We start from the raw sequence: 22106 nt of genomic DNA, 5'->3' as shown, positions 1-22106 counted from the left end.
CGGTTAATAATAGCGTTAAAGGTTGTTTGGTGTTCGGTCTTTGTTCAGTACCGCGAAAGCGGTGTCGCACCTCTCCGCGAGGTATCGTTTCAGGTCGCTCCATGCGCACATCCCTTCCGGGTCGGTGACGGGGAGCCGCAGCGGACGTTCGTTGAGGAGCGTCCGCACGAGCGGCTCTCCTTCGCCCGATACGGGGCGGTAGAATATCCATTGGAGGTTGCAGGCCATCGGGATCTGCGATACGTCCCATGCACGGGCGATCTCTTCCTGGGTGGCGGCCGTCGCGGTCCATCCGTCGGCTCCCATGAGCGTCAGCAGCGCCATGATGCAGCCGTCGTGTCCGAAGCGGAGGTTGGCCGCCGTGCCGTCGGCGATGTCTTGCTCCGCATCCGTCAGCATTTTGTCGAGAATATGGGCGGAAAGGGCCCAGGTGCGGTCGGACGTTTCGGCAGCGGGGCCTTTCTCCATGTAGAACGTGTAGGCGTCGCACGCGGCGAGGGTGCACAGTTCGTCGAGGGTGAAGAGCCGCAGCCAGTCGGCGGCGATTCCGCATCCCCTGAAATGGACGGCGAGGTAAAAGGCGCCCCGTTCGAGGTCGGTGAGGTCGCAGAGCCCTGCGGCGTAGTCCGTGTCGGTGAAGATGCGTGCGGCGAAACGCTCCGCGTCGATCTGCTGCCGGCAGAAAGTCTCGAAATCGGGCCGCCATTCCGCCTCCGGGCTTTTCACCCTCAGGTCGTACTCCGTCGGGATGCCGGAACCGGCCGAATAGGGGTTGAGCGCGGCGTCCTCGGCGCACGTTATCCGCAGGGATGGACGACATGTCTGCAACGCTGCGCAGAATGCCTCCATGCTCTCCTGCGTGCGGGCGGTGGCTGATGTCGAGGCCCTTACGGCGGCTTCCGGGGCGAATGCGGACGGGTGCCGTTCGGCCATCCTCCGGGCGATCGCCCGGTGCTGGGCCGCTCCGATTCGGGTCAGCATCCCGGCCCGGCCTTCGAACTGCGGATAGGCTTCGAGAAAATCCGCAAGGGCTTTCTGACCCGATGGCGTGAGCTTGCCGTCGGCAGCCGCCCGGGAAAGTACGTCGCGGACAAAAGCGTATTGGGAGTCGTAGAGCAGGTATCTCGATCCATGCCGGCCGTAGTGGCTGATGTAGAACGTCTCGTAACCCTCCGGTGCGCCGGGGGACGGGGCGACCGTCTCTGGATAGGGGAGGTATACGCCCATCACCCGGTCCGGGACGGATTCTCCGTCGGCGGTCCGCAGGCCGGACGAGCAGGATACGGCCGCTGCGAGGGCGCACAGGCATGCGGACAGGATCAGGAGGGGCCGTTTCATTGCGGTCGGGGTATTGCTCCGTGCACCGTGCAGACCTTGGCGGCCGTTTCCACTGCTTTTCGGTGGGATGCGGCTACCGGTTCGCCTTGCAGGAGGGAGGTTATGAAAGCTGCCGTGAACGAATCGCCGGCGCCAACCGTGTCGGCAACCTCGATTTCCGGCGTCGGGATGCGGGAAAGAAGCCCTTCGGCTCCGTGTATCTCGCTGTGGTCGGCGCCGGCGGTGTAGACGACGTACCGCAGCGAGAATGCCCGGACGAGTTCCGCGATCGCCTCCGCACCGGACTTTCCGGTGCCGAGCAGCGACGCCACGAGCGGCAGTTCGTCTTCGTTGAGTTTCAGCACGTCGGCTTGCCCGAGCGAGGCGGTGACGATTTCCCGGCTGTACCAGTGCTGGCGGATGTTGATGTCGAATACTTTCAGGCACTCCGGACGGGTGGCTTCGAGGATGGAGGCGATCGCCCGGCGCGACGTTTCCGACCGCTGGGCAAGCGAACCCCAGCAGACGGCGTCGGCCCGTGCTGCGAGTTCGAGGGTCCCGGCGTCCGCTTCCAGCGCGTCCCAGGCCACCCCTGCGACGATGTCGTATTCGGGAATGCCGTTCCCCGAGAGCGTCACGTTGACCCGTCCGGTCGGCAGGGCGTTGCGCTGCACGTAACCGAGATCGAGTCCCGTCGCGGCCAGTCGGTCGAAAGCCTCCCGTCCGAGGTCGTCGCTGCCGACGGCGCTCACCGGGTAGCCTTCCGCGCCGAGCCGGTTGCACCAGTAGGCGAAATTGACCGGAGCTCCTCCGAGCTGCCTGCCGTCGGGCAGCAGGTCCCAGACGAGTTCCCCGATTCCCATTATTTTAGGCCTGTTCATCGTAGCTGTCGTTTGGGGATTATTGTTCGAGGTCTATGATGACCTTCATGCATTTTTCCTGGTTCCGGGCGATGAACCGGTAGGCTTCGTCGTACTGTTCGAAGGCGAAGCGGTCGGTCACGAGCGGGGCGAGGGTGACCTTGCTGGAGGCTATTTCCCCGACGGCGGTCAGGTAGTCTTCATGGCGGTACATCATGGTTCCTGCGAGGATGAGTTCGTGTTCCCCGAGGAAGAACATGCTGAGGGCCGGATCTTTGGCGAAAACCGCCACGACGACGATCGTGCCGCCTTTCTCCGCGCACTCCATCAGCGGACGGATGGAGGACTCCACGCCGGCGACCTCGAACCCCACCTGAAAACCTTCGTCGCCGAAAACCGCTTTCATGCCCTCTTTCAGCGGGGTTTTCGCCACGTTGAGGGTGTCGGCGACGCCGCACCGGCGGGCGGTTTCCAGCCGGTAATCGCTTACGTCGGTGATGAGTACCCTGCGCGCACCGCGGGCGAGGGCGAACTGCGCCACGAGGTTGCCGATCGTGCCGGCTCCGGAAACCACCACATTTTTGCCCGTGAGGTCTCCCGCGCGCGAGGTGGCGTGCGCCCCTACGGCGGCCGGTTCGATCATCGCGCCGTATTCGAGCGAGAAGGTTTCAGGCAGTTTGACGAGCCGCTCCTCCGGAACGATGAAATAGTCCTGTGCGGCTCCGTCGGCCTGGAATGCCTGCACCCGGAGGTTCTCGCAGACGTTGTACTGGCCCCGGCGGCAGGGGGCGCATTGGCCGCAGGTGAGTTGAGGACGGGCCGTCACCTTGTCGCCCGGTTTGCATCGGGTGACCTTGGAGCCGACGGCCGTGACGATGCCGGAATATTCGTGTCCCTGCACCACGGGGTAGAATGTCGCCGGGTGCTCGCCGTGGTAGGAGTGAATCTCGCTGCCGCAGATGCCGATTTTTTTGATGCGGATTAGTATTTCGTCCTCACCCAACTGTGCGGCGGTGAGGTCCGGGACCTCCCGGAATTCGATCCGTTCCGGGGCGGTCAGTACTGCTTGTCTCATATTGTTGCTTGTGGATTTGTTTTAGGGTCGGGTTTGCCGCTGAGGCACACCAGAAGACTGACGGATACGCCGATGGGACACCACCAGGGCCAGGCGAGGAACAGTTCGCGTCCGAAGAGCGCCTCGGTCACGGGCCCGAAGATGTAGGGTTGGAGGAAGAGCACCGTGAGAAGTCCGAGGACGAGGGCGGCGATGACGCTCCGCGTGTTGCCCCGTTTGGTGAAGAGGGCCGTGATGAACACGCCCATCATTCCGGCGTAGGAGAAGCACATTACGCCGGTGGCGAAATCCACGAGGTTGAGTCCGCTGGTCTGCTGCATCACGGCCGTGACGATGGCGAACGAGGTCAGCAGGACGCCCATCAGCACCACCATCTTCCGGGAGGCCGCCATCTGGTCCGCATCGCCGCTGATCGCCTTGCCCCGGCTCTTGCGGATCGGAAGGTAGAGGTCGGATACGAAACTGCTGGCCATGGCGTTGATCGCCGAGTTGAAGCTCGACAGCGCCGCTGCGAGAAGCCCGACCACCATCAGACCGCGCACGCCCGCGGGGATGCTGTTGCAGATGAATTGCGGGAAGATGTCGCGGGCGTCGGTGAATACGCCGGCTCCGACGGCGGAGGCCGGGTCGTTGATGTAGCGGACGTACAGCAGGGTGCCGATCAGCAGGAAGATCAGGACGATGGGAATGGCCAGAAGTTGCGACCATACGAGCGACACGCCGGCTTTCCGGACGCTTTTGCAGGTGAGCTGCCGCTGGACGAACTCGTGGTCGGTGGAGAACTGGGCCACCTTGAAAAAGGCGTAAGCGCCGAGTGCGCCGATCAGGTTGTAGGGAACGTCGAACCGGAAACGCGGGTCCACGAGCTGTATCTTGCTGCCCGGAATCCAGCCGCTCAGGGTCCCGTCGGCCGCCATGGCGTATTCGGGCTGCGCCGGAGCTTTTACCATGCCGTTTTGCAGCGAGGCGAATATCTCGGAGAGGGACATCGTGTCGTGGAGGGCGAGGAAGACGATGATGAGGGCGACGAGTCCGGAGCCGATGACCAGCATGATCTGTATCGCGTCGATGTAGAGCAGTCCCTTGATGCCGCCGGCCATGGTGTAGATCGTGCTCACGACGCCGAGGATGACGATGGAGTACATCAGGAACCGGAAGTGTATCGACCCGAAGATGATGACGCTCACGGCGATCGCCGCGATGAAGAGCCTCGATCCCGAGGTGAAGAGCTGGCCGAGGATGAACATCACGCTCGTGGCCCGTTTCGACGTTTCGCCGAAGCGGTCGCCGATATAGCCGTAGATGGTGATGGTCCTGGAATTGTAGAGTTTCGGCAGGAAAAGCGCGGCCACCACCACGCCCCCGATCACCGCTCCTACGCAGCTCATGATGAAGGTGAGGTTGGTGTTGAATCCGAGCTCGGGAGAGCCCACGAACGTACCGGCGCTGATGGACGTGCCCGTGGCGGCGAACACCACGAGCCAGGTCGGCATCGATTTTCCGGCGAGGAAGTAGTCTTTGAGGTCCTTGTTTTTCTTGGAAAAGGCAAAGCCGATGGCGATAAGACCTCCCAGGAACAAAAGGATGATGATCCAGTCTGTTATGCTCATGTCGTTGGTGTGTGTTTCAGTCGGTTAGCACTCTTCGCTGCGGGCTGCGGTGGTGTCGATGAGCGTATAGACCTGCAAATAGGGCACGTCGGTGCGTCCGGCGCCCCTGCCCATCAGTTCCCGGAGTTTGTCGAAGGCTTTTTCGTAGATGTCGCGCGGCAGAAGCCCTTCCCGCAGGCATACGCGGGCGGCCAGTCCGACGACCTCGCCCATCATCGCCGTAGTGCGCATGACGCGCGTCGTGCCGAGGGCGATGTGGCTGACGGAGATGTTCCGCCCCGCCATGAACAGGTTGTCGAGGTCCTTGGAGTAGAAGCACCGGTAGGGGATCGGGTAGAAATCGAGCGGACGCAGACAGCCGCGCGAGAGGAACGGCTCCCTGAAATGTTTGCTGTTTTCGGGGTCCGGTTCGTGGTTGTCGATGTACCAGGAGGTGCTTACGCAGCCGTCCGGGTAGACGACGAAATCGGTGAGGTCCTGCTCCCGGAGCACGAATTCGCCCACGAGGCGGCGGCTTTCGCGCTTCCCGGCCACGTGCGCCATCCAGCCGAGGTAGCTGTTGGCGTATTCGTCCCGGAACGATGCGTGGTTTTTGATATATGCCCAGTTGGAATAGGCGACGTACATGCCGTAATCGCGGATGCGCTCGGCCTCGGCCATCTGGTCCTCGGCCATTCCGACTTCCCAGTACCATTGGCCGCGGCGCACTTTCTGCACCGTCTCCTCGCTGATCGGGAGTCCCCAGTCGATGTCGGGAAACGGCATGGGCCGGTCCGCTTCGAGGCAGTACCACTGCACGGAGGCTCCGAGGGTGATGCCGTCGGCCGTTTCCGGCGCCGAAGGCTCGTTGTAGCGGCTTTTCGGGTCGCGTCCCATGTGCCATTCCGCCCCGGCGAGCACCCCGAGCGCTCCGTCTCCGGTGCAGTCGGCGAACAGCCGGCCCTTTATCCCGATCGTTGTGTAATCGTCCACACGGGTCGCCACGACGGACGAAATGGAGCGCGGACCGGACTTACCGACCCGGGTGACTTTGTAGCCGAGGAAGAGGGTGATGTTCTCCTCGGCAAGGACGGCATTCAGCTTTTTGTCATCCTCATAGACCTCTGCGGGGCGTGCATTGCCTTTGGCGGCGGGTCCGAATTCGTTGAGCAGGTAGCCCAGCGAAGGATATTTGCCGATGTTCAGGCGGCCTCCGAGACCTACCCGGACCTCGGAAGAGTTGTTGCCGCCGAGCACCTTCCGGTCTTGTATGAGGGCGACTTTCACCCCCCCCCTCGCCGCCGCGATAGCCGCACACATGCCGGCTACTCCGCCGCCGGCTACCACGAGTCCGAACTCGCCCTTGTCTTCGGGCATGTCCGGCAGCCGCATCAGCCGGCCGCGCAGGGCGAAGAGCCCTTCGAGCGAGTCGTCAGGCCGTTGATCGGTGGCGGTGAGGAGAATCGCGTCGCAGCGTCCGTCGAATCCGGTCGTGTCGTGTAATGTCAATAGGTGGGTGCCTTTGGTCAGGAAGATGCTTCCGCCCTCCTGCCAGTGCCATTCACCCGCTCCGTCGCCGAAAAGCGTCTCCGTATCCCGGTCGTCGATCCGGATGCGGAACACGCCCGGCGAGGGCCGGTCCGACCAGCAGGCGGTCCAGTTGCGGGTGCGCGCGAAAAGATTGTATGTGCCGTCCTGCGGCACGGTGAAATGTGTCCGGGCGTCGTCTACGGGCTGTCCGAGCCCGTGCGCTATCAGGTAGCTCGACCCCATCTGTTCCATAAACTGCGGGTCTGCGGTCCAGCCTCCCTTGTCTTCGAAGGTCGATGCCGCCACATAGACCGAATTGTCTGTATTCATAGTTGGGTTGGTTGATTCGGACACTAAATTAACTGAATCGTGTTACATTCTCGTTAATTAAGGTCCGCAACGATTCCCGCAACCGTTCCCGGCGTCCGCAACCGTTCCCAAACAACTGTCGCTGTGTTGAAATTGCAAAACAGGATAATAATTCGTATCTTTCAACCACGATAGATGAAGAATCATTATGAGGTATGTGACCATTAAGGATATCGCCAACGTGCTCGGGATCTCGAAATCTACGGTTTCGCGGGCTTTGTCGGCTGACTCCTGGAATGTTAGCGAGGAGACGATACGCAAAGTGGTGGAGACGGCGGAAAAGATGGGCTACCGGAAAAACGAGATGGCCGTGAATCTGCGCAACCGCAGGGCCAAGACCATCGGCATTGTGGTTCCCGAGGCCGTTACCTCATTCTATCTGCAATTCACCGCCACCGTGCAGCGTATTCTGCAACCGTACGGTTACCGGATCATCCTGACGCTTTCGGATGAAGATTTCCTGACCGAGCGTTCGAATTTCGAGATTTTCGACAGCTATCGTGTCGACGGTATTCTGATCAGTTCGTGCCATCACCGGGCCAACCTCGAATTTTACAACGGATTTATCCGCCGTTGTATCCCGATGGTGTTTTTCGACCGCACGGTCGCCGACCTGGAGTGTTCGAGCGTGAGGAGCGACGATTACCATTCGGCGTTTTTCCTGGTCGAGCATTTAATATATAAAGGGTATCGCCGGATTCTGCATCTCGCGGGTCCCGACTATATCCGCAATACCGCGGAACGGCTGCGGGCTTACCGCGACGTGCTGAAAAAACACGGAATCGACTACCGGCCTGAACTGGTCATCCCGGCGGGGGTGGATGAAAAGGACGGTGCGGAGGCCATGAACCGGATTCTCGACTCGGGGGTGGACTGCAACGCCGTATTCTGTTTTACCGAATTGCAGGCGTTAGGGGCTAAAAAGGTGTTGCAGGAACGGAACATCGCCATTCCTGCCGATATGGCCATCGCCTGCATGTCGGGTACGAAACTGGCGACGCTCGTGCATCCGGGCATTACGGCGGTCGAACAGCCGTTGGACCGGATGGCGGAAGAAACGGTCAGGCTGCTGCTCGCGAAAATTGAAAACCCGATGGCGCCGTCGGAAAACGTGGTGCTTCCGGCGAACATGGTTATACGTTCCTCCACGGAGAAATAACGGTTTCTTCTCGCCGCATTGGCCGTTCAGCGCTTTCCATGCGCCGGCCGACAGGACTGTGCCGGCAAATCAGCTTCAGAGGCTTACGGCATCCATTCCAGAATGCCTTCGACGGGATTCGCTGCGCGCCATGCCTCGAATTCGGCGTAGGTGCGCACGCCGTCGCCCAGCACCGCCCGATAATATTCGATGCCCATGATCTTCACCTCGTCGGGCGTGTCGTATTTGATCTGCAGGACGGCGCGCCGCGTCTCGTCGGTCAGCACGGCGCTGATCCGGTCGGCCACCCGTTCGAAATAACCGTCGTAAGCCGAACCGCGGGGCATGTGGATCATGTCGATCTGCCAGAGCCGGTCGTCGGCATCGGCGTACCAGGCGTGCCATTCGAGGCACTGGTCCTGTGCATCGAGCAGGTTGCCGTATTCGATGCGGCGGATGCGGGGATTTTCGGCGATCCGGGTCATGGCCGCAAAGCTGTCGGCGATGTTCAGGGGCGAAGAGTAGATGTGAAAGTCGATGTCGCGGTGCTTCATCAGCAGGCCCGTGCGGAGCGAACCCACGAGGTTCGGTTCGGCGCCCACCGAGCGCCAGGCCTCCTCCAGCCGGGAGTCGCGGATGACCTCGCGGGCGCGCTGCTGGTTGGCGGCCGCGATTTCGAAGATGTTTTCCATATCAATAGTCTTTGTCCGAAAGCGTCTTTATGCGCAGGAAAGTCGTGATGAAGATCTCTCCGCAGTGTCCGCAGCGACGGAAGTCGCGGAATCGCTGGTCGGCTTCGATGCGGACGTTGTACTTCTCCTTGTACCATTCGATGATCCGGTCGCTCCGTTCCTCCGTGTGGCTGTGTTCTAATCGGCGGGTGACGGTTCGGTGAATGTGTTCGTCGATCAGTTCGCGGCTCATGATCTCGTTGGGGCCGTAGTAGTTGCAGTGGGGGCAGCGGGCTCTTTCCGTGTGCGGGAAGAAGATCAGCAGGTGGGCGACATAACCCGCGATAAACCAGACGACCGCGTAGACGATGGCGACCGTGCCGAACACCCCGTAGAATACGAATCCCAGGATGCCGCAGCTCCAGTAGAAGATCCGGAGAAATGTCTGGTCGAGGTGCAGGGCTCCGTAGTTTTCGTTGTAGAGGTTGTAATACCACCAGAAATAGGCGGGCAGAACGGGCAGCAGCACGAAAGGCGGGACGGTCGAAAGCAGCCCCAGCGCCGTGAAGAGCAGCAGGTGCGGCAACCGGCGGCGGCGCATGGCGCGCGGAGCCATCCAGACGGCGAAGAGCAGGGTGGCAAGACCTGCCAGTGCCCCGACCGTGTCGCGGGCCTCGCGGCGCGACGCCCGGCGGGAGGCCTCCGCCTGGCCGCGGGCCTGGCGTTCTTCGGTGATTTTCCGGACTTGCGCCTCCTGTTCGAGTTCTTCAGCCGATTTCACGCGCGGAGCGATTCGCAGCTGCGAATCGAACGTGAGTCGGCTCATGGGTTTGAAGTAGGGGATCGTTCCCGGGGCGAAGAGCAGCGAATAGTTGCGGTCGCGGTCGCGGTGAAAATCGAGGTTCGCCTCGACCGAACCGCAAGTGCCGTCGATGCCCTTCACAGTCACGCGTTTACTGACGGCGTCGCTGAGGTGGCTGACTCCTGTGATTGCGTACCGCGCCACGGCCTGATGCTGTTGGTCGCAGAGCGTCAGCGCCCCGTAGCGCCCGTCGACGGGGTGTTCGAAATCGAGGTCGATCTCGGCCGTGAGCTGCCGTCCTTCGTAGTCGAGCGTTCCCGTGCCGGTGCCGTTGAAATAGAACATCGACTCCTTGGGATCGTTCGTGATTTTCAGGTCCAGCTTCATCTTGTCCCCGGCCAGGGCAGTGAACGCAAGGCACAATGCCGCGCAGAGCATCGTCAGTTTCTTCATCTCTATATAGGTTGTAAAGGTCAGTTCTTCAGCAGGATGCGGGCCTGGGCCACGGCGGCGTCGGTGATCCGGGAGCCGGAGAGCATCTTGGCGATTTCGGTCACGCGCTCCTCGTCGCCGAGGCGGGTGATGTCCGTGCGTCCGTCGCGCTTGTAGACCACGAAATGCGCCGAGCCCTTCGAGGCGACCTGCGGCAGGTGGGTGATGTCCACCACCTGCATCGAGGCTGCGAGCGATTCGATGATCTCGCCCATGGCGTCGGCGATGCGTCCCGAGACGCCCGTGTCGATCTCGTCGAAGATGATCGTCGGCAGCTGCATCCGCTCGGCCAGCAGGGCTTTCAGGGCCAGCATCACGCGCGAGAGCTCTCCGCCCGAGGCGATGCGCTTGACGGGCTGGGGCGTCATGTTCCGGTTGGCGGTGAAAAGAAACTGCACGCTGTCGCACCCCGTGCGGCACGGTTCGGCCAGCGGCGTCAGCGCGATGCGGAAAACCGTGTCGGGCATGCCCAGTTTGGTGAGGGTCGAGAGGATGTGCTTTTCAAATCCTGCGGCGGCCTTTTCGCGCGCTTTGTGCAGGCGTTCGGCCAGTGTGAGGACCTTCCCGGCGGCTTCGGCGAGGGTGGCTTCCGCTTCGGCGATCTCCTCGCCGCTGTGGACGATGGCTGCCAGTTGCGCCGCGCAGCGGTCGCGCACGGCGATCAGTTCGGCTTCATTCCCGGCGTGGTGCTTCTGCTGGAGGGCGATCAGCGTGTCGAGCCGCGCCGAGAGCTTCGCCAGACGCTCGGGATCGGCGTCCAGCCGTTCGCATGCGGCGGTGGCCGAGCCGTTGATGTCCTTCAGCTCTTCGAGCACCGACCGCAGGCGGTCGGCATATTCCCCGGCGGCGGGGTAGTGGCTGCGGATATGGTTGAGTTCGTTCTCCGAATTTTTGAGTTGCGCCAATACCCCCGTTTCGTCGGTGTCGAAGGTGTTGCGCAGGGCGGTCAGCACTTCGCCGATGCGGTCGGCATTTTCGAGCACAGCCAGCTCCTCCTCCAGCTCGGCCTGTTCGCCCGGACGCAGGTTGGCGGCCGTCAGCTCTTCGGTCTGGAACCGGAGCCACTCTTCGTCGCGGCGGCCCTTTTCGGCGGCTTCGCGCAGGGCGGCCAGTCTGCGTCGCAGCTCGGTCATCCGGACATACTGCGCCGTGTATTGGGCCAGCAGGTCCCGGTTTGCGGCCACGGTGTCGAGCGCCGAGGTGCGGAACTCCTCCGACGAGAGGATAAGGTTCTGGTGCTGGGAGTGGATGTCGATCAGGCGCGTTCCCAATTCGCGGAGCTGCGCCAGCTGCACCGGCACGTCGTTGATGAAGGCGCGGCTCTTGCCCGTCGGGGTGATGACGCGCGTGAGGGTCGTCTCGGGGGCGTAGTCGAGGTCGTTCTCGTCGAAGAACGGCTCCAGGTCGCGTCCCGTCAGGTCGAAAACCCCTTCGACCGTGCAGTTGCGCGCCGAGTCCTTCATCGCCGAACCGTCGTTCTTGGCCCCCAGCAGCAGCCCGAGGGCTCCGAGCAGGATGGACTTTCCGGCTCCCGTCTCACCCGTGATGATGTTCAGGTGGGGGGCCAGTTCCATTTCGAGCTTGTCGATAAGCGCGTAATTTTCGACCGACAGACGGCGTAGCATGGCGGAGGTTATTTTAGGATTTTTTCGATTTTGTCGGCAATGCGTGCGGCGACCTCGCGCTTCGGCATCAGAGGCAGTTCTTCGCGGCCCGCACGGTCGATGAAGGTCACTTTGTTGGTGTCGCCGCGGAATCCGGCCCCGGCGTCGCGCAGCGAGTTGAGCACGATGAAGTCGAAATTCTTCTTTGCGAGCTTGGCCTCGGCATGCGCCTCTTCGTCGTGGGTCTCCAGAGCGAACCCTGCCAACAGGCGGCTGCCCTTGTGCGCCCCCAGTTCGGCGGCGATGTCGCGCGTGCGGCGCAGCGTGATGCACATGTCGCCGTCGCATTTTTTAATCTTGGTCTCCGAAACGCTTTCGGGGGTATAGTCGGCCACGGCGGCGCACATCACCGCTCCGTCGGCCCCGTCGAAGGCCCGGACCGCGGCGTCGTACATTTCGGCGGCCGAGAGCACGTCCACGCGCTCGACGCCCGCGGGTGTCGGCAGCGAAGTGCGGCCCGTGACGAGTGTCACTTCGGCGCCCCTGCCGGCCAGTTCCCCGGCAATGGCATAGCCCATCTTCCCCGTGGAGTGGTTCGAGATGAACCGCACGGGGTCGATGGCTTCGATCGTGGCTCCTGCCGTGACGATCAGCCGTTTACCTTGCAGACTCTTTTTTTTTTCGCGGAGAAGGTCGCCGACGAATGCGGCGATCCGGTCGGGTTCGGCCATGCGGCCTTTGCCCGTCAGCCCGCTGGCCAGTTCGCCGTCGCCGGGCTCGACGATATGGACGCCGCGTCGGGCGAGCGTCCGGAGGTTCTGCTGCGTGGCTTCGTGGGCGTACATGTCCAGGTCCATGGCCGGAGCCACGGCGACCGGGCAGCGGGCCGAGAGATAGGTCGTCAGCAGCAGGTTGTCGGCGATGCCGCCGGCCATCTTGGCCAGCGTGTTGGCCGTGGCGGGGGCGATCAGGTAGCAGTCCGCCCATTCGCCCAGCGACACGTGAGAGTTCCACGCCCCGTTTTCCGGGTCGAAAAATTCGACGAGAATGGGATTTTTCGAGAGCGTGGCCATCGTCAGCGGCGTGATGAACTGCTTGGCCAGCGGCGTCATCACTACGCGCACGTCGGCGCCTGCCGTTTTCAATAAACGACAAAGCACGGCAGCCTTGTAAGCCGCTATGCTACCCGTGATGCCCAGCAGTATGTGTTTCCCCGCCAGCGGGGGATTCGCAGCGCTTTCGGATGCCATCTCCCTGTGCGGATTAGATCACCTTCATCTCGCCGTCCCTGCCCTCTTTGAAGACCAGTTCATGGTCGATGAACTCCTCGGTGGCGATGATTACGGGTTTGGGCAGGCGCTCGTAGTAACGCGAGATCTCGATCTGCTCGCGGTTCTCGAAGGTCTCCTCCATGGTGTCGGTGGGCGACGAGAAATCGGCGAGTTTGCGGTTGAGCTCGGTTTTGAGTTCGGTTGCGATCTGGTTGGCGCGGCGGGCGATGATGTTTACGCTCTCGTAGATGTTGCCCGTTTCCGAGTCCAGATCCACCAGCTTGCGCGTGATGGTGTTGTTGGGAATGTTCTTCTTGATTTCCATCTTATATGTTGTTGTCTTTGTTATTGCGGTCGAGGTAGTCGCGGGCATTCTTGGCCATGCGGTCTATCTCCTTGATGTGCGACGATTCGGGGAATTCCTCCTTGAACGAGAGGTAGGAATCGAGCATCGTCAGGTAACGGTCCGTCTGCTTGTCGCGGACCGAGTTGCTGGCGAAGCGGTAGCTGGCGTCGACGATCAGGTACATGATCTCTTCGCGGTGCTTGCTCTCGGGATACTGCTTCAGCGCGTTCTTCAGCGCCACGATCGCCGATTTGTAACGGCCGATCTTATAATAAGTGTAGGCGTTGATGTAGGCTTTGTCGTGCAGTCGCTCGGTGAGTTCGGCGTTGATCTTTTTGAAATCCTCGATGCGGTCGCTCTTCGGATAACGCGACATGAACTCGTTGATGGCGATCAGCGCATGGCCGGTCATCGTCTGGTCGCGCGAAGGTCCCGGCGAGAGGTAGTAGAAGCAGAGCGCGTACATGCCTTCGGCGTCCTCGATGAACGCGCTGCGGCCGAATTTGCGGCGGAAGTCGTCCAGCAGGGTCGACGCCGTGTCGTAGTCGCGGTTCTTGAACTTGCAGCGGGCGTTGAAGAACGAGATGCTGTCTTCGGTCGGGGTGCCGGTGTAGTAGTACTGGGCTCCTTCGAAGAGGGTCGAGGCGCGCTGCCACTTCTCCTTCTGGTAGTACTCCATCGCCTTGCTGTAAATCAGTTCGGGCTTTCCGCTTTTCAGCAGGGCGTTCATACCGGAACACCCTCCGAGGATGATCGCGGCCGCCAGTCCGCAAAGGGCGTATAAAAAGGTCTGCTTCATTTATGAATTTATTACGGCGCTTTATCGCGCAAAGTTACGCATAAATTAACGATTTGCAAAAAAAAATATTGCCCGTCCGGGCCGCGAAAGCGAAAGGCGGTCGTTTTTTTGTTGTCCTGAACGCGAAAGCCCTGCCGGGGCGGGCATCCGGACGGAATCACATCAGGGGTGACACGAGCCGGAGCACGTCGCCCAGCGTCCGCCGCCACAGCGGCGGACGCCACTCTTGGCGCGTGATGCGCCGGCAGGAGGCGAGGTCGTTGTCGAAGGTCGCGGCCAGCTCTCGGACCACCTCCCGGCCGCGGATGAAGGCCGTGACCTCGAGGTTGTCCGTCAGACTGCGGTAGTCCATGTTCGCGGTGCCCACCGAGGCCAGCGCTTCGTCGACGATCACCAGTTTGGCGTGCAGGAATCCGTTGTCGTAGCGGTAGAGTTCGACTCCGGCGTTGAGCAGGTCCCCGACGTAGGAGTCGGACACGAGGTCCGAGAACGGGGAGTCGCTGCACGTCGGGATCATCACCTCGACCCGGATGCCGCTCCGGGCCGCCAGCCGCAGGGCGTCGAGGATCATCACCGGGGGCAGGAAGTAGGGCGAACAGATGCGCACCCGTTCCCGGGCCCGGACGATGGCCGCTGCGAACGCCTCGGCGATGGTCAGCCGCGAGGGGCCCTCTTCGGACCACGCCAGTTGGATCGGCAGCCGTTGCCGGATGCGGTGAGGGGCGATGTGTCCGCGCGGGTCGAGACATTCCCGGGTGGCCCGCGCCCAGTCGGCGATGAAGAGCCGCTGCAGGTCTGCGACGGCGTCGCCCTCGATGCGGAGGTGCTCGTCGCGCCACTTGCCCATGTAATCTCCGTCGAGGTAGTATTTCGCAATGTTTATGCCTCCCAGATAGGCGGTTTTCCCGTCCGTAACGACGATTTTGCGGTGGTTGCGGCGCGTGACGCGCGTGGTGAACCACGGGAAGCGGACCGGTTCGTAAGCGGCGGTGCGAACCCCCGCCTCGTGCATGCGCCGCAGTGTCGCGCGGCTCAGCCTCCACGAGCCCACGGCGTCGTAGATCACCCGCACTTCCAGCCCCGCGCGGGCCTTGCGGATCAGTATTTCGGCGATGGTGCGGCCGATGCGGTCGTCGCGGATGATGTAGTACTCCATGTGGATCGAGCGGGTGGCGTGCTGCAGGGCGGCGATGAGCGATGCGAAGGCGTTGTTGCCGTTGTGCAGCAGCTCGACGCGGTTGTGCCGCGTGGAGGACGTTCCGCATCCCCGGGCGACGATCTGTTCCACGGCGTCGCCCCGGCAGACGGAGTTTTCGGCCGGAGGTGTGGGGCGGCGGTATCCGGCCAGTATGTATAACAGGGTGCCGGCCGCGGGGAGCAGGAGAACCAGGGCCAGCCACGCCGCCGCCGAGGCGGGTATTCGCTGCCGGCGCGTGATGACCAGACCCGCGCCGAGCGTCCATAACAGATGGATCGTGAAGAGGGTATACATAACCCCGTTTGCGGGCACGATTCGTGCCACGGAGCGCGAAAAAGATTTGGAAATATGGAATTTACTTTTTATCTTTGTCTGAGTAATGCAACGGGGTTCTGACCTTTACGGGTCAGGATTCTTTATTTTTTATGTTTTTTAGGTATGGCAAAAGAGATTATTTATCTGACAGCGGAGGGTTACAAAAAACTCAAAGAGGAGCTCGATCACCTGCGTTCCGTCGAGCGCCCGGCGATTTCGGCGGCGATCGCCGAAGCGCGTGACAAGGGTGACCTTTCGGAGAACGCCGAGTACGACGCTGCCCGGGAGGCACAGGGCTTGCTGGAAATGCGTATCGCCAAGCTGGAGGATACGCTCGCCAATGCGCGCGTAATCGACGAGACGAAGATCGATAAGAGCAAGGTGCAGATATTGAGCAAGGTGACGCTCCTGAACCACAACACCCGCAAGGAGATGACCTACACGATCGTCGCCGAACACGAGGCCAACCTGCGCGAAGGGAAGCTGGCCATCGGCACGCCGATCGCCAAGGCGCTGCTGGGCCGCAAGAAGGGCGACCGCGTGGATGTGGACGTGCCTGCGGGTACGATCCATTTCGAGATTCTCGACATCAGCATTTGAGGCGCCCGGCTTCCGGGAGGGGCGCACGGCCCGTCTCCCGCAGCGGGCCGTCGGACAGACATACAACCTACTAACATTTAGGTATTTTTGCAGGGGCCGCTTGTCGCGCCCCTTTTTTTGTTATACCTTTGTGTCCGATGAAGATGCACCTCAGATTCAGACAATGCTGTGCGGCTTTCTTGCTGTCGGTCCTGCTCGCGGCCTATGCGGGACAGAAGGTGCATATCTATAACGAGGACCCGGCCCACTTCGCGGCATTCAGCGGCGACCTGGTGCCCGACAACGGTGCCGACCAGCTGGTCGTCGAGCTCTGTATCGTCGATGATTTCCATTTCTTTCCCTATCTGCTCGAAATTCCTTACGCGCACCAGTTCTATGCCGAGGTGCTTGCCGTGCTGCTGCCCGAGGCCACGCGCTGCAAGTGTGCGTCGGAGATTTCGCTTTTCTCCCTGCGGGCGCCTCCTGCGGCGTAGCTCCGTCACGCCTCTTTTCTGATTTGCCCGGAGTCCTCCGGGCCTCATCCTCAATTCGATTTTACCATGAAACGATCTGTTTTATCGGCATTGTTCCTATGCCTGTATCTTATTGTGTCCGGTGCCGATGCGCCGCGCAAAGGCACGGACGCCAACCTTTACGGCCACGTGGTGGACCGTGAAACCCACGAACACATTCCCTATGCTTCGATAGCCGTCGTCGGCACGGCCTTCGGTACGACGACCGACGCTTCGGGACACTATTTCCTGAAAAACCTGCCCGAAGGGGAGCTGACGCTCGAAGTCCGCGCCCTGGGCTACGCTGCGAAAAGAACCTCCGTCGCGCTGAAGCGCGGCGAGACGCTGGAACTGAATTTCGAGGTGGCGCAGAACGGCATCTCGATGGACGAGGTGGTCGTCTCGGCGAGCCGTTCGGCGACGCTGCGGCGCGAAGCTCCGGCGCTGGTGAGCGTACTCGACGCCGGACTGTTCGAGCGCACCAATGCCGCGTGTCTGGCGCAGGGGCTTTCGTTTCAGCCCGGCGTGCGTGTCGAGGACGACTGCCAGAACTGCGGTTTTATGCAGGTGCGCATCAACGGCCTCGACGGACACTATTCGCAAATACTGGTCGATTCGCATCCCGTTTTTTCGGCCCTGACGGGCGTCTACGGGCTGGAACAGATTCCGGCCAACATGATCGAACGGGTCGAGGTGCTGCGCGGCGGCGGCTCGGCGCTCTTCGGTTCGTCGGCCATTGGCGGCACAATCAACATCATCACCCGGGAGCCGACGCGCAGTTCGGCCCAGTTGTCGCATACGCTGACCTCGCTCGGAGGCAGCAATTCCTATGACAATTCGACGATGCTCAACGCCTCGATCGTCTCCGAGAGCGGCCGCGCGGGCATCAGCGTCTTCGGCCAGAGCCGCCACCGCTCGGGTTACGACCACGACGGCGACGGATTCACCGAACTGCCGGTCATCAACAGCCAGTCGGTCGGCATGCGCTCGTTTTTCCGCACGGGCGCTTATTCGCGCATCACGGCGCAGTATCACCACATCGGCGAATACCGCCGGGGCGGCGACCGGCTGGACCTGCCTCCGCACGAAGCCTTCGTCGCCGAGCAGACCGACCATGCGATCGACGGCGGAAGTCTCTCGTTCGACCTCTCCTCGGCCGACCGCAGCAACCGGTTCAACGCCTACGCCTCGTTCCAGAACACCGCGCGCAAGAGCTACTACGGGGGCAACCAGGACCCCGACGCCTACGGCACGACGCACGACCTGACCGCGGCGGCCGGCGTGCAGTATGTCCATGCCTTCCGCAAGCTGCTGTTCATGCCCTCGGAATTGACCTTAGGGGCCGAATACAGTTTCGACGAACTCGAGGACCGTTCGATCGGCTACGCAATCGACACCGACCAGACGGTGCATATCGTGGGCGGCTATTTGCAGAACGAGTGGAAGACCAAAAAATGGTCGCTGCTGATCGGCGGCCGCCTCGATAAGCACAACCTTGTGGATCACGTGATTTTCAGCCCCCGGGCCAACGTCCGCTTCAACCCTTCGGAGTCGGTGAACCTGCGGGTGAGCTACGCCGGAGGCTACCGCGCTCCGCAGGCTTTCGACGAGGATATGCACATCGCCGTCGTGGGCGGCGAGCGGGTCCGCATCCGCCTCGCGGACGATCTGAAAGAGGAGCGGTCGCACAGCGTGAGCCTCTCGGCCGACCTCTACCATACCTTCGGAAGCGTGCAGGCCAACCTGCTCGTCGAAGGATTCTATACCAAGCTGGAAGATGTATTTGCGCTGCGGGATATCGAGGACACGGCCGACGGCGGCAAGATCAAAGAGCGTTACAACGGCTCGGGCGCCACGGTGCGCGGACTGAATGTCGAGGGACGGGCGGCCTTCACCCGCTGGTTCGAACTGCAGGCGGGGATGACGTGGCAGCGGAGCCGCTACTCCGAGCCCGAGCAGTGGAGCGAGGATGCGGAGGTGCCTCCCGTGCGCCGGATGTTCCGCACGCCCGATCTCTACGGCTATTTCACGGCGTCGTTCAAACCGCTGCGCCGCTTCACGGCCGATGTGACCGGCACCTGCACGGGTGAGATGCTCGTGCAGCACATGGCCGGGTCGGGCGTGGACCGGGACGTGGCGGTCACCACGCCGACGTTCTGCGACGTGAACCTGCGGCTGGCCTACGACCTGCGGATTTACAAGGAGATCACGCTCCAGCTTTATGGCGGCGTGCAGAACATCTTCAACGCCTATCAGAAGGATTTCGACCAGGGGGCCGAACGTGATTCGGGTTATGTCTACGGTCCCTCGATGCCCCGCAGCTGGTTCGTCGGTGCGAAGATCAGCTTCTAATGCCGCTTCTCCCCGGACGCAAAAAAGCCGCCCCGAAAGGAGCGGCTTTTTTGTGTAGGAATCTTGCTTTCAGGGGATGCGGCGAATAGCCCCCTCCCTCCTTCGCTTAGAGCGCTTTGATCTCGTGGAGGACGTTGTTCGTCTTGCGGACGGCGTCGGCCGAAGCGGCGAACTTCTCGGCCTCCTCTTTCGTGAGGTCGATCTTCACGATCTTCTCGATACCTTTGCGGCCGATGATCGCGGGAACGCCGATGCAGATGTCCTTCTGGCCATACTCGCCGTCGAGGTAGCAGCAGCAGGGAACCATCTTCTTCTGGTCGTTGAGGATCGCCTCGACCATCATCGCTGCGGCGGCTCCCGGAGCATACCAGGCCGACGTGCCGATGAGTTTGGTCAGCGTAGCGCCGCCGACCATCGTGTTGGCGACAGCCTCCTCGAGCTTCTTCTTCGACGCGAACTGCGATACCGGAACGCCGTTCACGGTAGCCTTCGATACGAGCGGAATCATCGTCGTGTCGCCGTGGCCGCCGATGACCATGCCGTCGACGTTGTTGATGTTGGCGCCGGTAGCCTTGGCCAGATAGCATTTGAAGCGCGACGAGTCCAGAGCGCCGCCCATGCCGATGATGCGGTTCTTCGGAAGTCCCGAAGCCTTCAGGGCCAGGTAGGTCAGCGTATCCATCGGGTTGGCTACCACGATGATGATGGCGCGGGGCGAATACTTGGTGACGTTCTCGATCACGCCTTTCATGATGCCGGCGTTCGTACCGATCAGCTCCTCGCGGGTCATGCCCGGCTTGCGGGGAATACCCGAGGTGATGACTACGACGTCCGAGTTGGCGGTCATCTTATAGTCGTTGGTCAATCCGACGAGCTTCGTGTCGAAATCCATCAGCGTCGAGCACTGGTACATATCCAGCATCTTGCCCTCCGAAAGACCCTCTTTGATGTCGATGAGGACCACTTCGCTCGCCACTTCGCGGCAAGCCATTACGTTTGCACAGGTTGCGCCCACGGCGCCTGCACCTACGACAGTAACTTTAGACATAACGTTTGTTTTTATAGGTATGTTATACGTTTTCGTTCCTTATCCCGCTATCCGAACTCCTTGTCGCCGCCTTTGGCGTCGTTTGCAAGCCTGACCCCACCCCAAACCCCTCCCTCGGGAGGGGCTTATCGCATGCGACCGGGATTTCGGCAATATTATCTGAATAGCAGGTACGGAGTCGCCCTAAACGCTTCTTAAGCAGGTTAGCCGATCAGCTTTTCGTAGTCGGCAGCGCTCAGCAGGGCGTCGTACTCGGCCGGGTCGGACATCTTGACCTTGACGAGCCAGCCTTCGCCGTAAGCGTCCTTGTTGACGATGGAGGGGTCGGCGTCTACGGCGTCGTTGAACTCCACGACCTCGCCGCCCACCGGAAGGAAAGCGTCGCTCACGGTCTTCACGGCCTCGATCGTGCCGAATACCTCGCCGGCGGCGAGCGTCTCGCCGACAGTCGGGACATCGACGAATACGATGTCTCCCAGTTGGCTCTGTGCGAAATCGGTAATGCCGATAACGGCTGTGTCACCCTCGATGCGGCACCACTCGTGGTCGTTCGAGTATTTCAGATTTGCAGGTACGTTCATATTATTCTTAATATTTGATTTGAAATAGACTGTTTTACGATGCAAATATAACTGTTATTTCTGTAACAGCAAGATTTTTCAGGCTTATTTTACAACGAATTCCACCTCTTTGAACAGGTATTCCCGGAGCGGGCCGCCGACATGGCGCAGCAGCAGTTCTCCCGAAGGCCGCACGCCCTCGATGACTGCTTCGAAAGGCGTGCCGTCGGGGTGGCGGAACGTGCGCTGTTCGCCCAGCCCGTACATGCGTTCGCGGTAGTCGCGCTGCAAGGCTTCGGCATCGCCCCTTTCGAGCTGTGCGTAGCGGGTTTCGAGCCGTTTGCGGAAGGTTTCGAGCACCTCGCTGCGGTCGAACGTGCGGCCTGCGGCGACAGCCATCGACACGGGATTCGGAAGCGCCGGGTCGAACTCCTTTTGGTTGACGTTGATGCCGATTCCGACGACCGTGCGGGCGAGCGTCGGTCCCGAGTAACTGTGTTCGATCAGGATGCCGACGAGTTTCCGGTTTCCGGCATAGATGTCGTTGGTCCATTTGATGCGGGTTTCGATGCCTGCCTGCGCGAAGGTGTCCGTGAGCGCCAGCGCCACGGCTTCCGACAGCAGGAATTGCTTCCCGACGGGCAGGAACCGGGGTTCGAGTACCAGTGAGAAGGTGAGGTTCTGCCCCTCGGGGCTTGTCCACGAGTGTCCCCGCTGGCCGCGCCCGGCGGTCTGCCGTTCGGCCCAGACGATGTCGCCGTGGCGGTATTTCGCGTCGCGGGCGTCGTCGTTCGTGGAGGTCGTCTCCTCGATGCGGTAGATCATGCCTATACCGAGACTCCGAAGTCGCGCAGGGCGTTGTTGAGCGACGTTTTCTTATCGGTGGACTCTTTGCGCCGGCCAATGATCAGCGCGCAGGTGACGCTGTATTCGCCTGCCGGGAACTGCTTGCGGTAGCTGCCCGGAACGACCACCGAGCGGGGCGGCACGTAGCCTTTGTAGGTGACGGGCTCGGGTCCCGTGACGTCGATGATGTGCGTCGAGCCGGTGATGACGGTGTTCGAGCCCAGCACCGCTTCGCGGCAGACATGCGCTCCCTCGACCACGATGCAGCGCGAGCCGATGAAGCAGTTGTCCTCGATGATGACCGGTGCGGCCTGCACGGGTTCCAGCACGCCGCCGATGCCCACGCCGCCCGAGAGGTGGACGTGGCGTCCGATCTGGGCGCACGAGCCGACCGTGGCCCACGTGTCGACCATCGTGCCGGTGTCGACATAGGCGCCGATGTTCACATACGAGGGCATCAGGATGGCTCCCGGGGCGATGTAGGCGCCGTAACGGGCCACGGCGTGGGGCACGACGCGCACGCCCAGCTCCTCGTAGCCGTGTTTGAGCTCCATCTTGTCGTACCACTCCAGCTCGCCGGCCTCCATCTTGCGCATGGGCTGGATCGGGAAGTAGAGGATCACGGCCTTTTTGACCCATTCGTTGACTTTCCATTCGCTTTTGGCCGGGTCGACGGGTTCCGCCGTGCGCAGCTGTCCCTTGTCCACCAGTTCCACGACCTGCCGCACGGCCTGCTGCGTGGCGGGGTCCTGAAGCAGTGCGCGGTCTTCCCATGCCTGCTCGATTATCGTTTTGAGTTCGTTGTACATAGTCCGTTGTTTTCGATAGGCAAA

Annotated in this window: 20 protein-coding genes; 4 read left to right on the top strand and 16 right to left on the bottom strand. The window is 61.6% G+C overall.

The features are described from left to right. Window positions 1-15: 15 nt before the first annotated feature. From BLU78_RS11225 to BLU78_RS11205, 5 genes are read right to left on the bottom strand one after another with little or no spacing between them, the layout of a single operon-like run. The gene (locus BLU78_RS11225; RefSeq protein WP_010264829.1) at window positions 16-1338 is read right to left on the bottom strand and encodes a histidine-type phosphatase; all 1323 of its coding nucleotides are present in this window, start codon (window positions 1336-1338) and stop codon (window positions 16-18) included. Continuing rightward, window positions 1335-2180, bottom strand: coding sequence for a carbohydrate kinase family protein (locus BLU78_RS11220; protein WP_010264825.1), 846 nt, complete (start codon window positions 2178-2180; stop codon window positions 1335-1337). Before BLU78_RS11220 ends, BLU78_RS11225 begins: the two co-directional genes overlap by 4 nt. Before the next feature lie 37 nt (window positions 2181-2217). Then, a complete protein-coding gene (locus tag BLU78_RS11215) occupies window positions 2218-3252 on the bottom strand; it encodes a zinc-dependent alcohol dehydrogenase (protein ID WP_010264821.1) in 1035 nt (344 codons plus the stop codon). Then, entirely contained in the window at window positions 3249-4862 is a 1614-nt protein-coding gene (locus tag BLU78_RS11210) for a sodium:solute symporter family transporter (RefSeq protein WP_010264818.1), read from the bottom strand. The genes BLU78_RS11215 and BLU78_RS11210 overlap by 4 nt, the downstream gene beginning before the upstream one ends. Before the next feature lie 24 nt (window positions 4863-4886). Then, entirely contained in the window at window positions 4887-6701 is a 1815-nt protein-coding gene (locus tag BLU78_RS11205) for an FAD-dependent oxidoreductase (RefSeq protein ID WP_010264814.1), read from the bottom strand. Window positions 6702-6888: 187 nt separating this feature from the next. Between BLU78_RS11205 and BLU78_RS11200 the strand changes: the two genes are divergently transcribed. After that, complete coding sequence (locus BLU78_RS11200; protein WP_010264811.1) at window positions 6889-7899, top strand: LacI family DNA-binding transcriptional regulator; 1011 nt, start codon at window positions 6889-6891, stop codon at window positions 7897-7899. A gap of 83 nt (window positions 7900-7982) precedes the next feature. Here BLU78_RS11200 and BLU78_RS11195 read toward each other — a convergent pair whose 3' ends face one another. The 7 genes from BLU78_RS11195 to cls all read right to left on the bottom strand — a co-directional run bounded on the left by BLU78_RS11195 (window position 7983) and on the right by cls (window position 15355). Beyond that, complete coding sequence (locus BLU78_RS11195; protein WP_010264805.1) at window positions 7983-8570, bottom strand: hypothetical protein; 588 nt, start codon at window positions 8568-8570, stop codon at window positions 7983-7985. A gap of 1 nt (window position 8571) precedes the next feature. Then, window positions 8572-9804 carry a hypothetical protein gene (locus BLU78_RS11190; RefSeq protein ID WP_010264802.1) on the bottom strand — a complete coding sequence of 411 codons (1233 nt, stop codon included), beginning with the start codon at window positions 9802-9804 and terminating at the stop codon, window positions 8572-8574. Window positions 9805-9824: 20 nt separating this feature from the next. Continuing rightward, a complete protein-coding gene (gene recN / locus BLU78_RS11185) occupies window positions 9825-11468 on the bottom strand; it encodes a DNA repair protein RecN (RefSeq protein ID WP_010264799.1) in 1644 nt (547 codons plus the stop codon). Window positions 11469-11476: 8 nt separating this feature from the next. After that, the gene (coaBC, locus tag BLU78_RS11180; protein ID WP_010264796.1) at window positions 11477-12697 is read right to left on the bottom strand and encodes a bifunctional phosphopantothenoylcysteine decarboxylase/phosphopantothenate--cysteine ligase CoaBC; all 1221 of its coding nucleotides are present in this window, start codon (window positions 12695-12697) and stop codon (window positions 11477-11479) included. A gap of 13 nt (window positions 12698-12710) precedes the next feature. After that, the gene (locus BLU78_RS11175) at window positions 12711-13043 is read right to left on the bottom strand and encodes a DNA-directed RNA polymerase subunit omega (RefSeq protein WP_010264794.1); all 333 of its coding nucleotides are present in this window, start codon (window positions 13041-13043) and stop codon (window positions 12711-12713) included. Window position 13044: 1 nt separating this feature from the next. Continuing rightward, a complete protein-coding gene (locus BLU78_RS11170) occupies window positions 13045-13863 on the bottom strand; it encodes an outer membrane protein assembly factor BamD (RefSeq protein ID WP_010264792.1) in 819 nt (272 codons plus the stop codon). Between the two features lie 157 nt (window positions 13864-14020). Further along, on the bottom strand, window positions 14021-15355 hold the full coding sequence (gene cls / locus BLU78_RS11165) for a cardiolipin synthase (RefSeq protein WP_010264791.1): 1335 nt from the start codon (window positions 15353-15355) through the stop codon (window positions 14021-14023). A 144-nt stretch (window positions 15356-15499) separates the two neighbouring features. Here cls and greA point away from each other — a divergent pair, with 144 nt between their 5' ends. From greA to BLU78_RS11150, 3 genes are all read left to right on the top strand, one after another. Next, a complete protein-coding gene (greA, locus tag BLU78_RS11160; RefSeq protein ID WP_010264790.1) occupies window positions 15500-15976 on the top strand; it encodes a transcription elongation factor GreA in 477 nt (158 codons plus the stop codon). Between the two features lie 137 nt (window positions 15977-16113). Then, window positions 16114-16449: a hypothetical protein gene (locus BLU78_RS11155; RefSeq protein ID WP_026020794.1), complete on the top strand. Its 336-nt coding sequence runs from the start codon at window positions 16114-16116 to the stop codon at window positions 16447-16449. Window positions 16450-16515: 66 nt separating this feature from the next. Further along, window positions 16516-18819, top strand: a complete 2304-nt coding sequence (locus BLU78_RS11150; RefSeq protein ID WP_026020793.1) for a TonB-dependent receptor — start codon at window positions 16516-16518, stop codon at window positions 18817-18819. A 106-nt stretch (window positions 18820-18925) separates the two neighbouring features. Here the strand turns inward: BLU78_RS11150 and mdh are convergent, their stop codons facing one another. From mdh to BLU78_RS11130, 4 genes are all read right to left on the bottom strand, one after another. Then, window positions 18926-19867, bottom strand: a complete 942-nt coding sequence (mdh, locus tag BLU78_RS11145; protein ID WP_010264787.1) for a malate dehydrogenase — start codon at window positions 19865-19867, stop codon at window positions 18926-18928. Between the two features lie 203 nt (window positions 19868-20070). Further along, window positions 20071-20448, bottom strand: a complete 378-nt coding sequence (gene gcvH / locus BLU78_RS11140) for a glycine cleavage system protein GcvH (protein ID WP_010264785.1) — start codon at window positions 20446-20448, stop codon at window positions 20071-20073. Between the two features lie 84 nt (window positions 20449-20532). Then, window positions 20533-21252, bottom strand: a complete 720-nt coding sequence (locus BLU78_RS11135; protein ID WP_010264783.1) for a biotin--[acetyl-CoA-carboxylase] ligase — start codon at window positions 21250-21252, stop codon at window positions 20533-20535. A gap of 2 nt (window positions 21253-21254) precedes the next feature. Beyond that, window positions 21255-22082 (bottom strand): 2,3,4,5-tetrahydropyridine-2,6-dicarboxylate N-succinyltransferase, encoded by an 828-nt coding sequence (locus tag BLU78_RS11130; RefSeq protein ID WP_010264780.1) that lies wholly within the window; start codon window positions 22080-22082, stop codon window positions 21255-21257. Window positions 22083-22106 lie beyond the last annotated feature (24 nt).

Source organism: Alistipes timonensis JC136 (genome assembly GCF_900107675.1).
Classification (GTDB): Bacteria; Bacteroidota; Bacteroidia; order Bacteroidales; family Rikenellaceae; genus Alistipes; species Alistipes timonensis.
This window is presented reverse-complemented; position numbering and strand designations above follow the sequence as displayed.

Coding starts and splice junctions, on each gene's coding strand:
- BLU78_RS11225 (WP_010264829.1), bottom strand. CDS start 1,338: ATGAAACGGCCCCTCCTGATCCTGTCCGCATGCCTGTGCGCCCTCGCA.
- BLU78_RS11220 (WP_010264825.1), bottom strand. CDS start 2,180: ATGGGAATCGGGGAACTCGTCTGGGACCTGCTGCCCGACGGCAGGCAG.
- BLU78_RS11215 (WP_010264821.1), bottom strand. CDS start 3,252: ATGAGACAAGCAGTACTGACCGCCCCGGAACGGATCGAATTCCGGGAG.
- BLU78_RS11210 (WP_010264818.1), bottom strand. CDS start 4,862: ATGAGCATAACAGACTGGATCATCATCCTTTTGTTCCTGGGAGGTCTT.
- BLU78_RS11205 (WP_010264814.1), bottom strand. CDS start 6,701: ATGAATACAGACAATTCGGTCTATGTGGCGGCATCGACCTTCGAAGAC.
- BLU78_RS11200 (WP_010264811.1), top strand. CDS start 6,889: ATGAGGTATGTGACCATTAAGGATATCGCCAACGTGCTCGGGATCTCG.
- BLU78_RS11195 (WP_010264805.1), bottom strand. CDS start 8,570: ATGGAAAACATCTTCGAAATCGCGGCCGCCAACCAGCAGCGCGCCCGC.
- BLU78_RS11190 (WP_010264802.1), bottom strand. CDS start 9,804: ATGAAGAAACTGACGATGCTCTGCGCGGCATTGTGCCTTGCGTTCACT.
- recN (WP_010264799.1), bottom strand. CDS start 11,468: ATGCTACGCCGTCTGTCGGTCGAAAATTACGCGCTTATCGACAAGCTC.
- coaBC (WP_010264796.1), bottom strand. CDS start 12,697: ATGGCATCCGAAAGCGCTGCGAATCCCCCGCTGGCGGGGAAACACATA.
- BLU78_RS11175 (WP_010264794.1), bottom strand. CDS start 13,043: ATGGAAATCAAGAAGAACATTCCCAACAACACCATCACGCGCAAGCTG.
- BLU78_RS11170 (WP_010264792.1), bottom strand. CDS start 13,863: ATGAAGCAGACCTTTTTATACGCCCTTTGCGGACTGGCGGCCGCGATC.
- cls (WP_010264791.1), bottom strand. CDS start 15,355: ATGTATACCCTCTTCACGATCCATCTGTTATGGACGCTCGGCGCGGGT.
- greA (WP_010264790.1), top strand. CDS start 15,500: ATGGCAAAAGAGATTATTTATCTGACAGCGGAGGGTTACAAAAAACTC.
- BLU78_RS11155 (WP_026020794.1), top strand. CDS start 16,114: ATGAAGATGCACCTCAGATTCAGACAATGCTGTGCGGCTTTCTTGCTG.
- BLU78_RS11150 (WP_026020793.1), top strand. CDS start 16,516: ATGAAACGATCTGTTTTATCGGCATTGTTCCTATGCCTGTATCTTATT.
- mdh (WP_010264787.1), bottom strand. CDS start 19,867: ATGTCTAAAGTTACTGTCGTAGGTGCAGGCGCCGTGGGCGCAACCTGT.
- gcvH (WP_010264785.1), bottom strand. CDS start 20,448: ATGAACGTACCTGCAAATCTGAAATACTCGAACGACCACGAGTGGTGC.
- BLU78_RS11135 (WP_010264783.1), bottom strand. CDS start 21,252: ATGATCTACCGCATCGAGGAGACGACCTCCACGAACGACGACGCCCGC.
- BLU78_RS11130 (WP_010264780.1), bottom strand. CDS start 22,082: ATGTACAACGAACTCAAAACGATAATCGAGCAGGCATGGGAAGACCGC.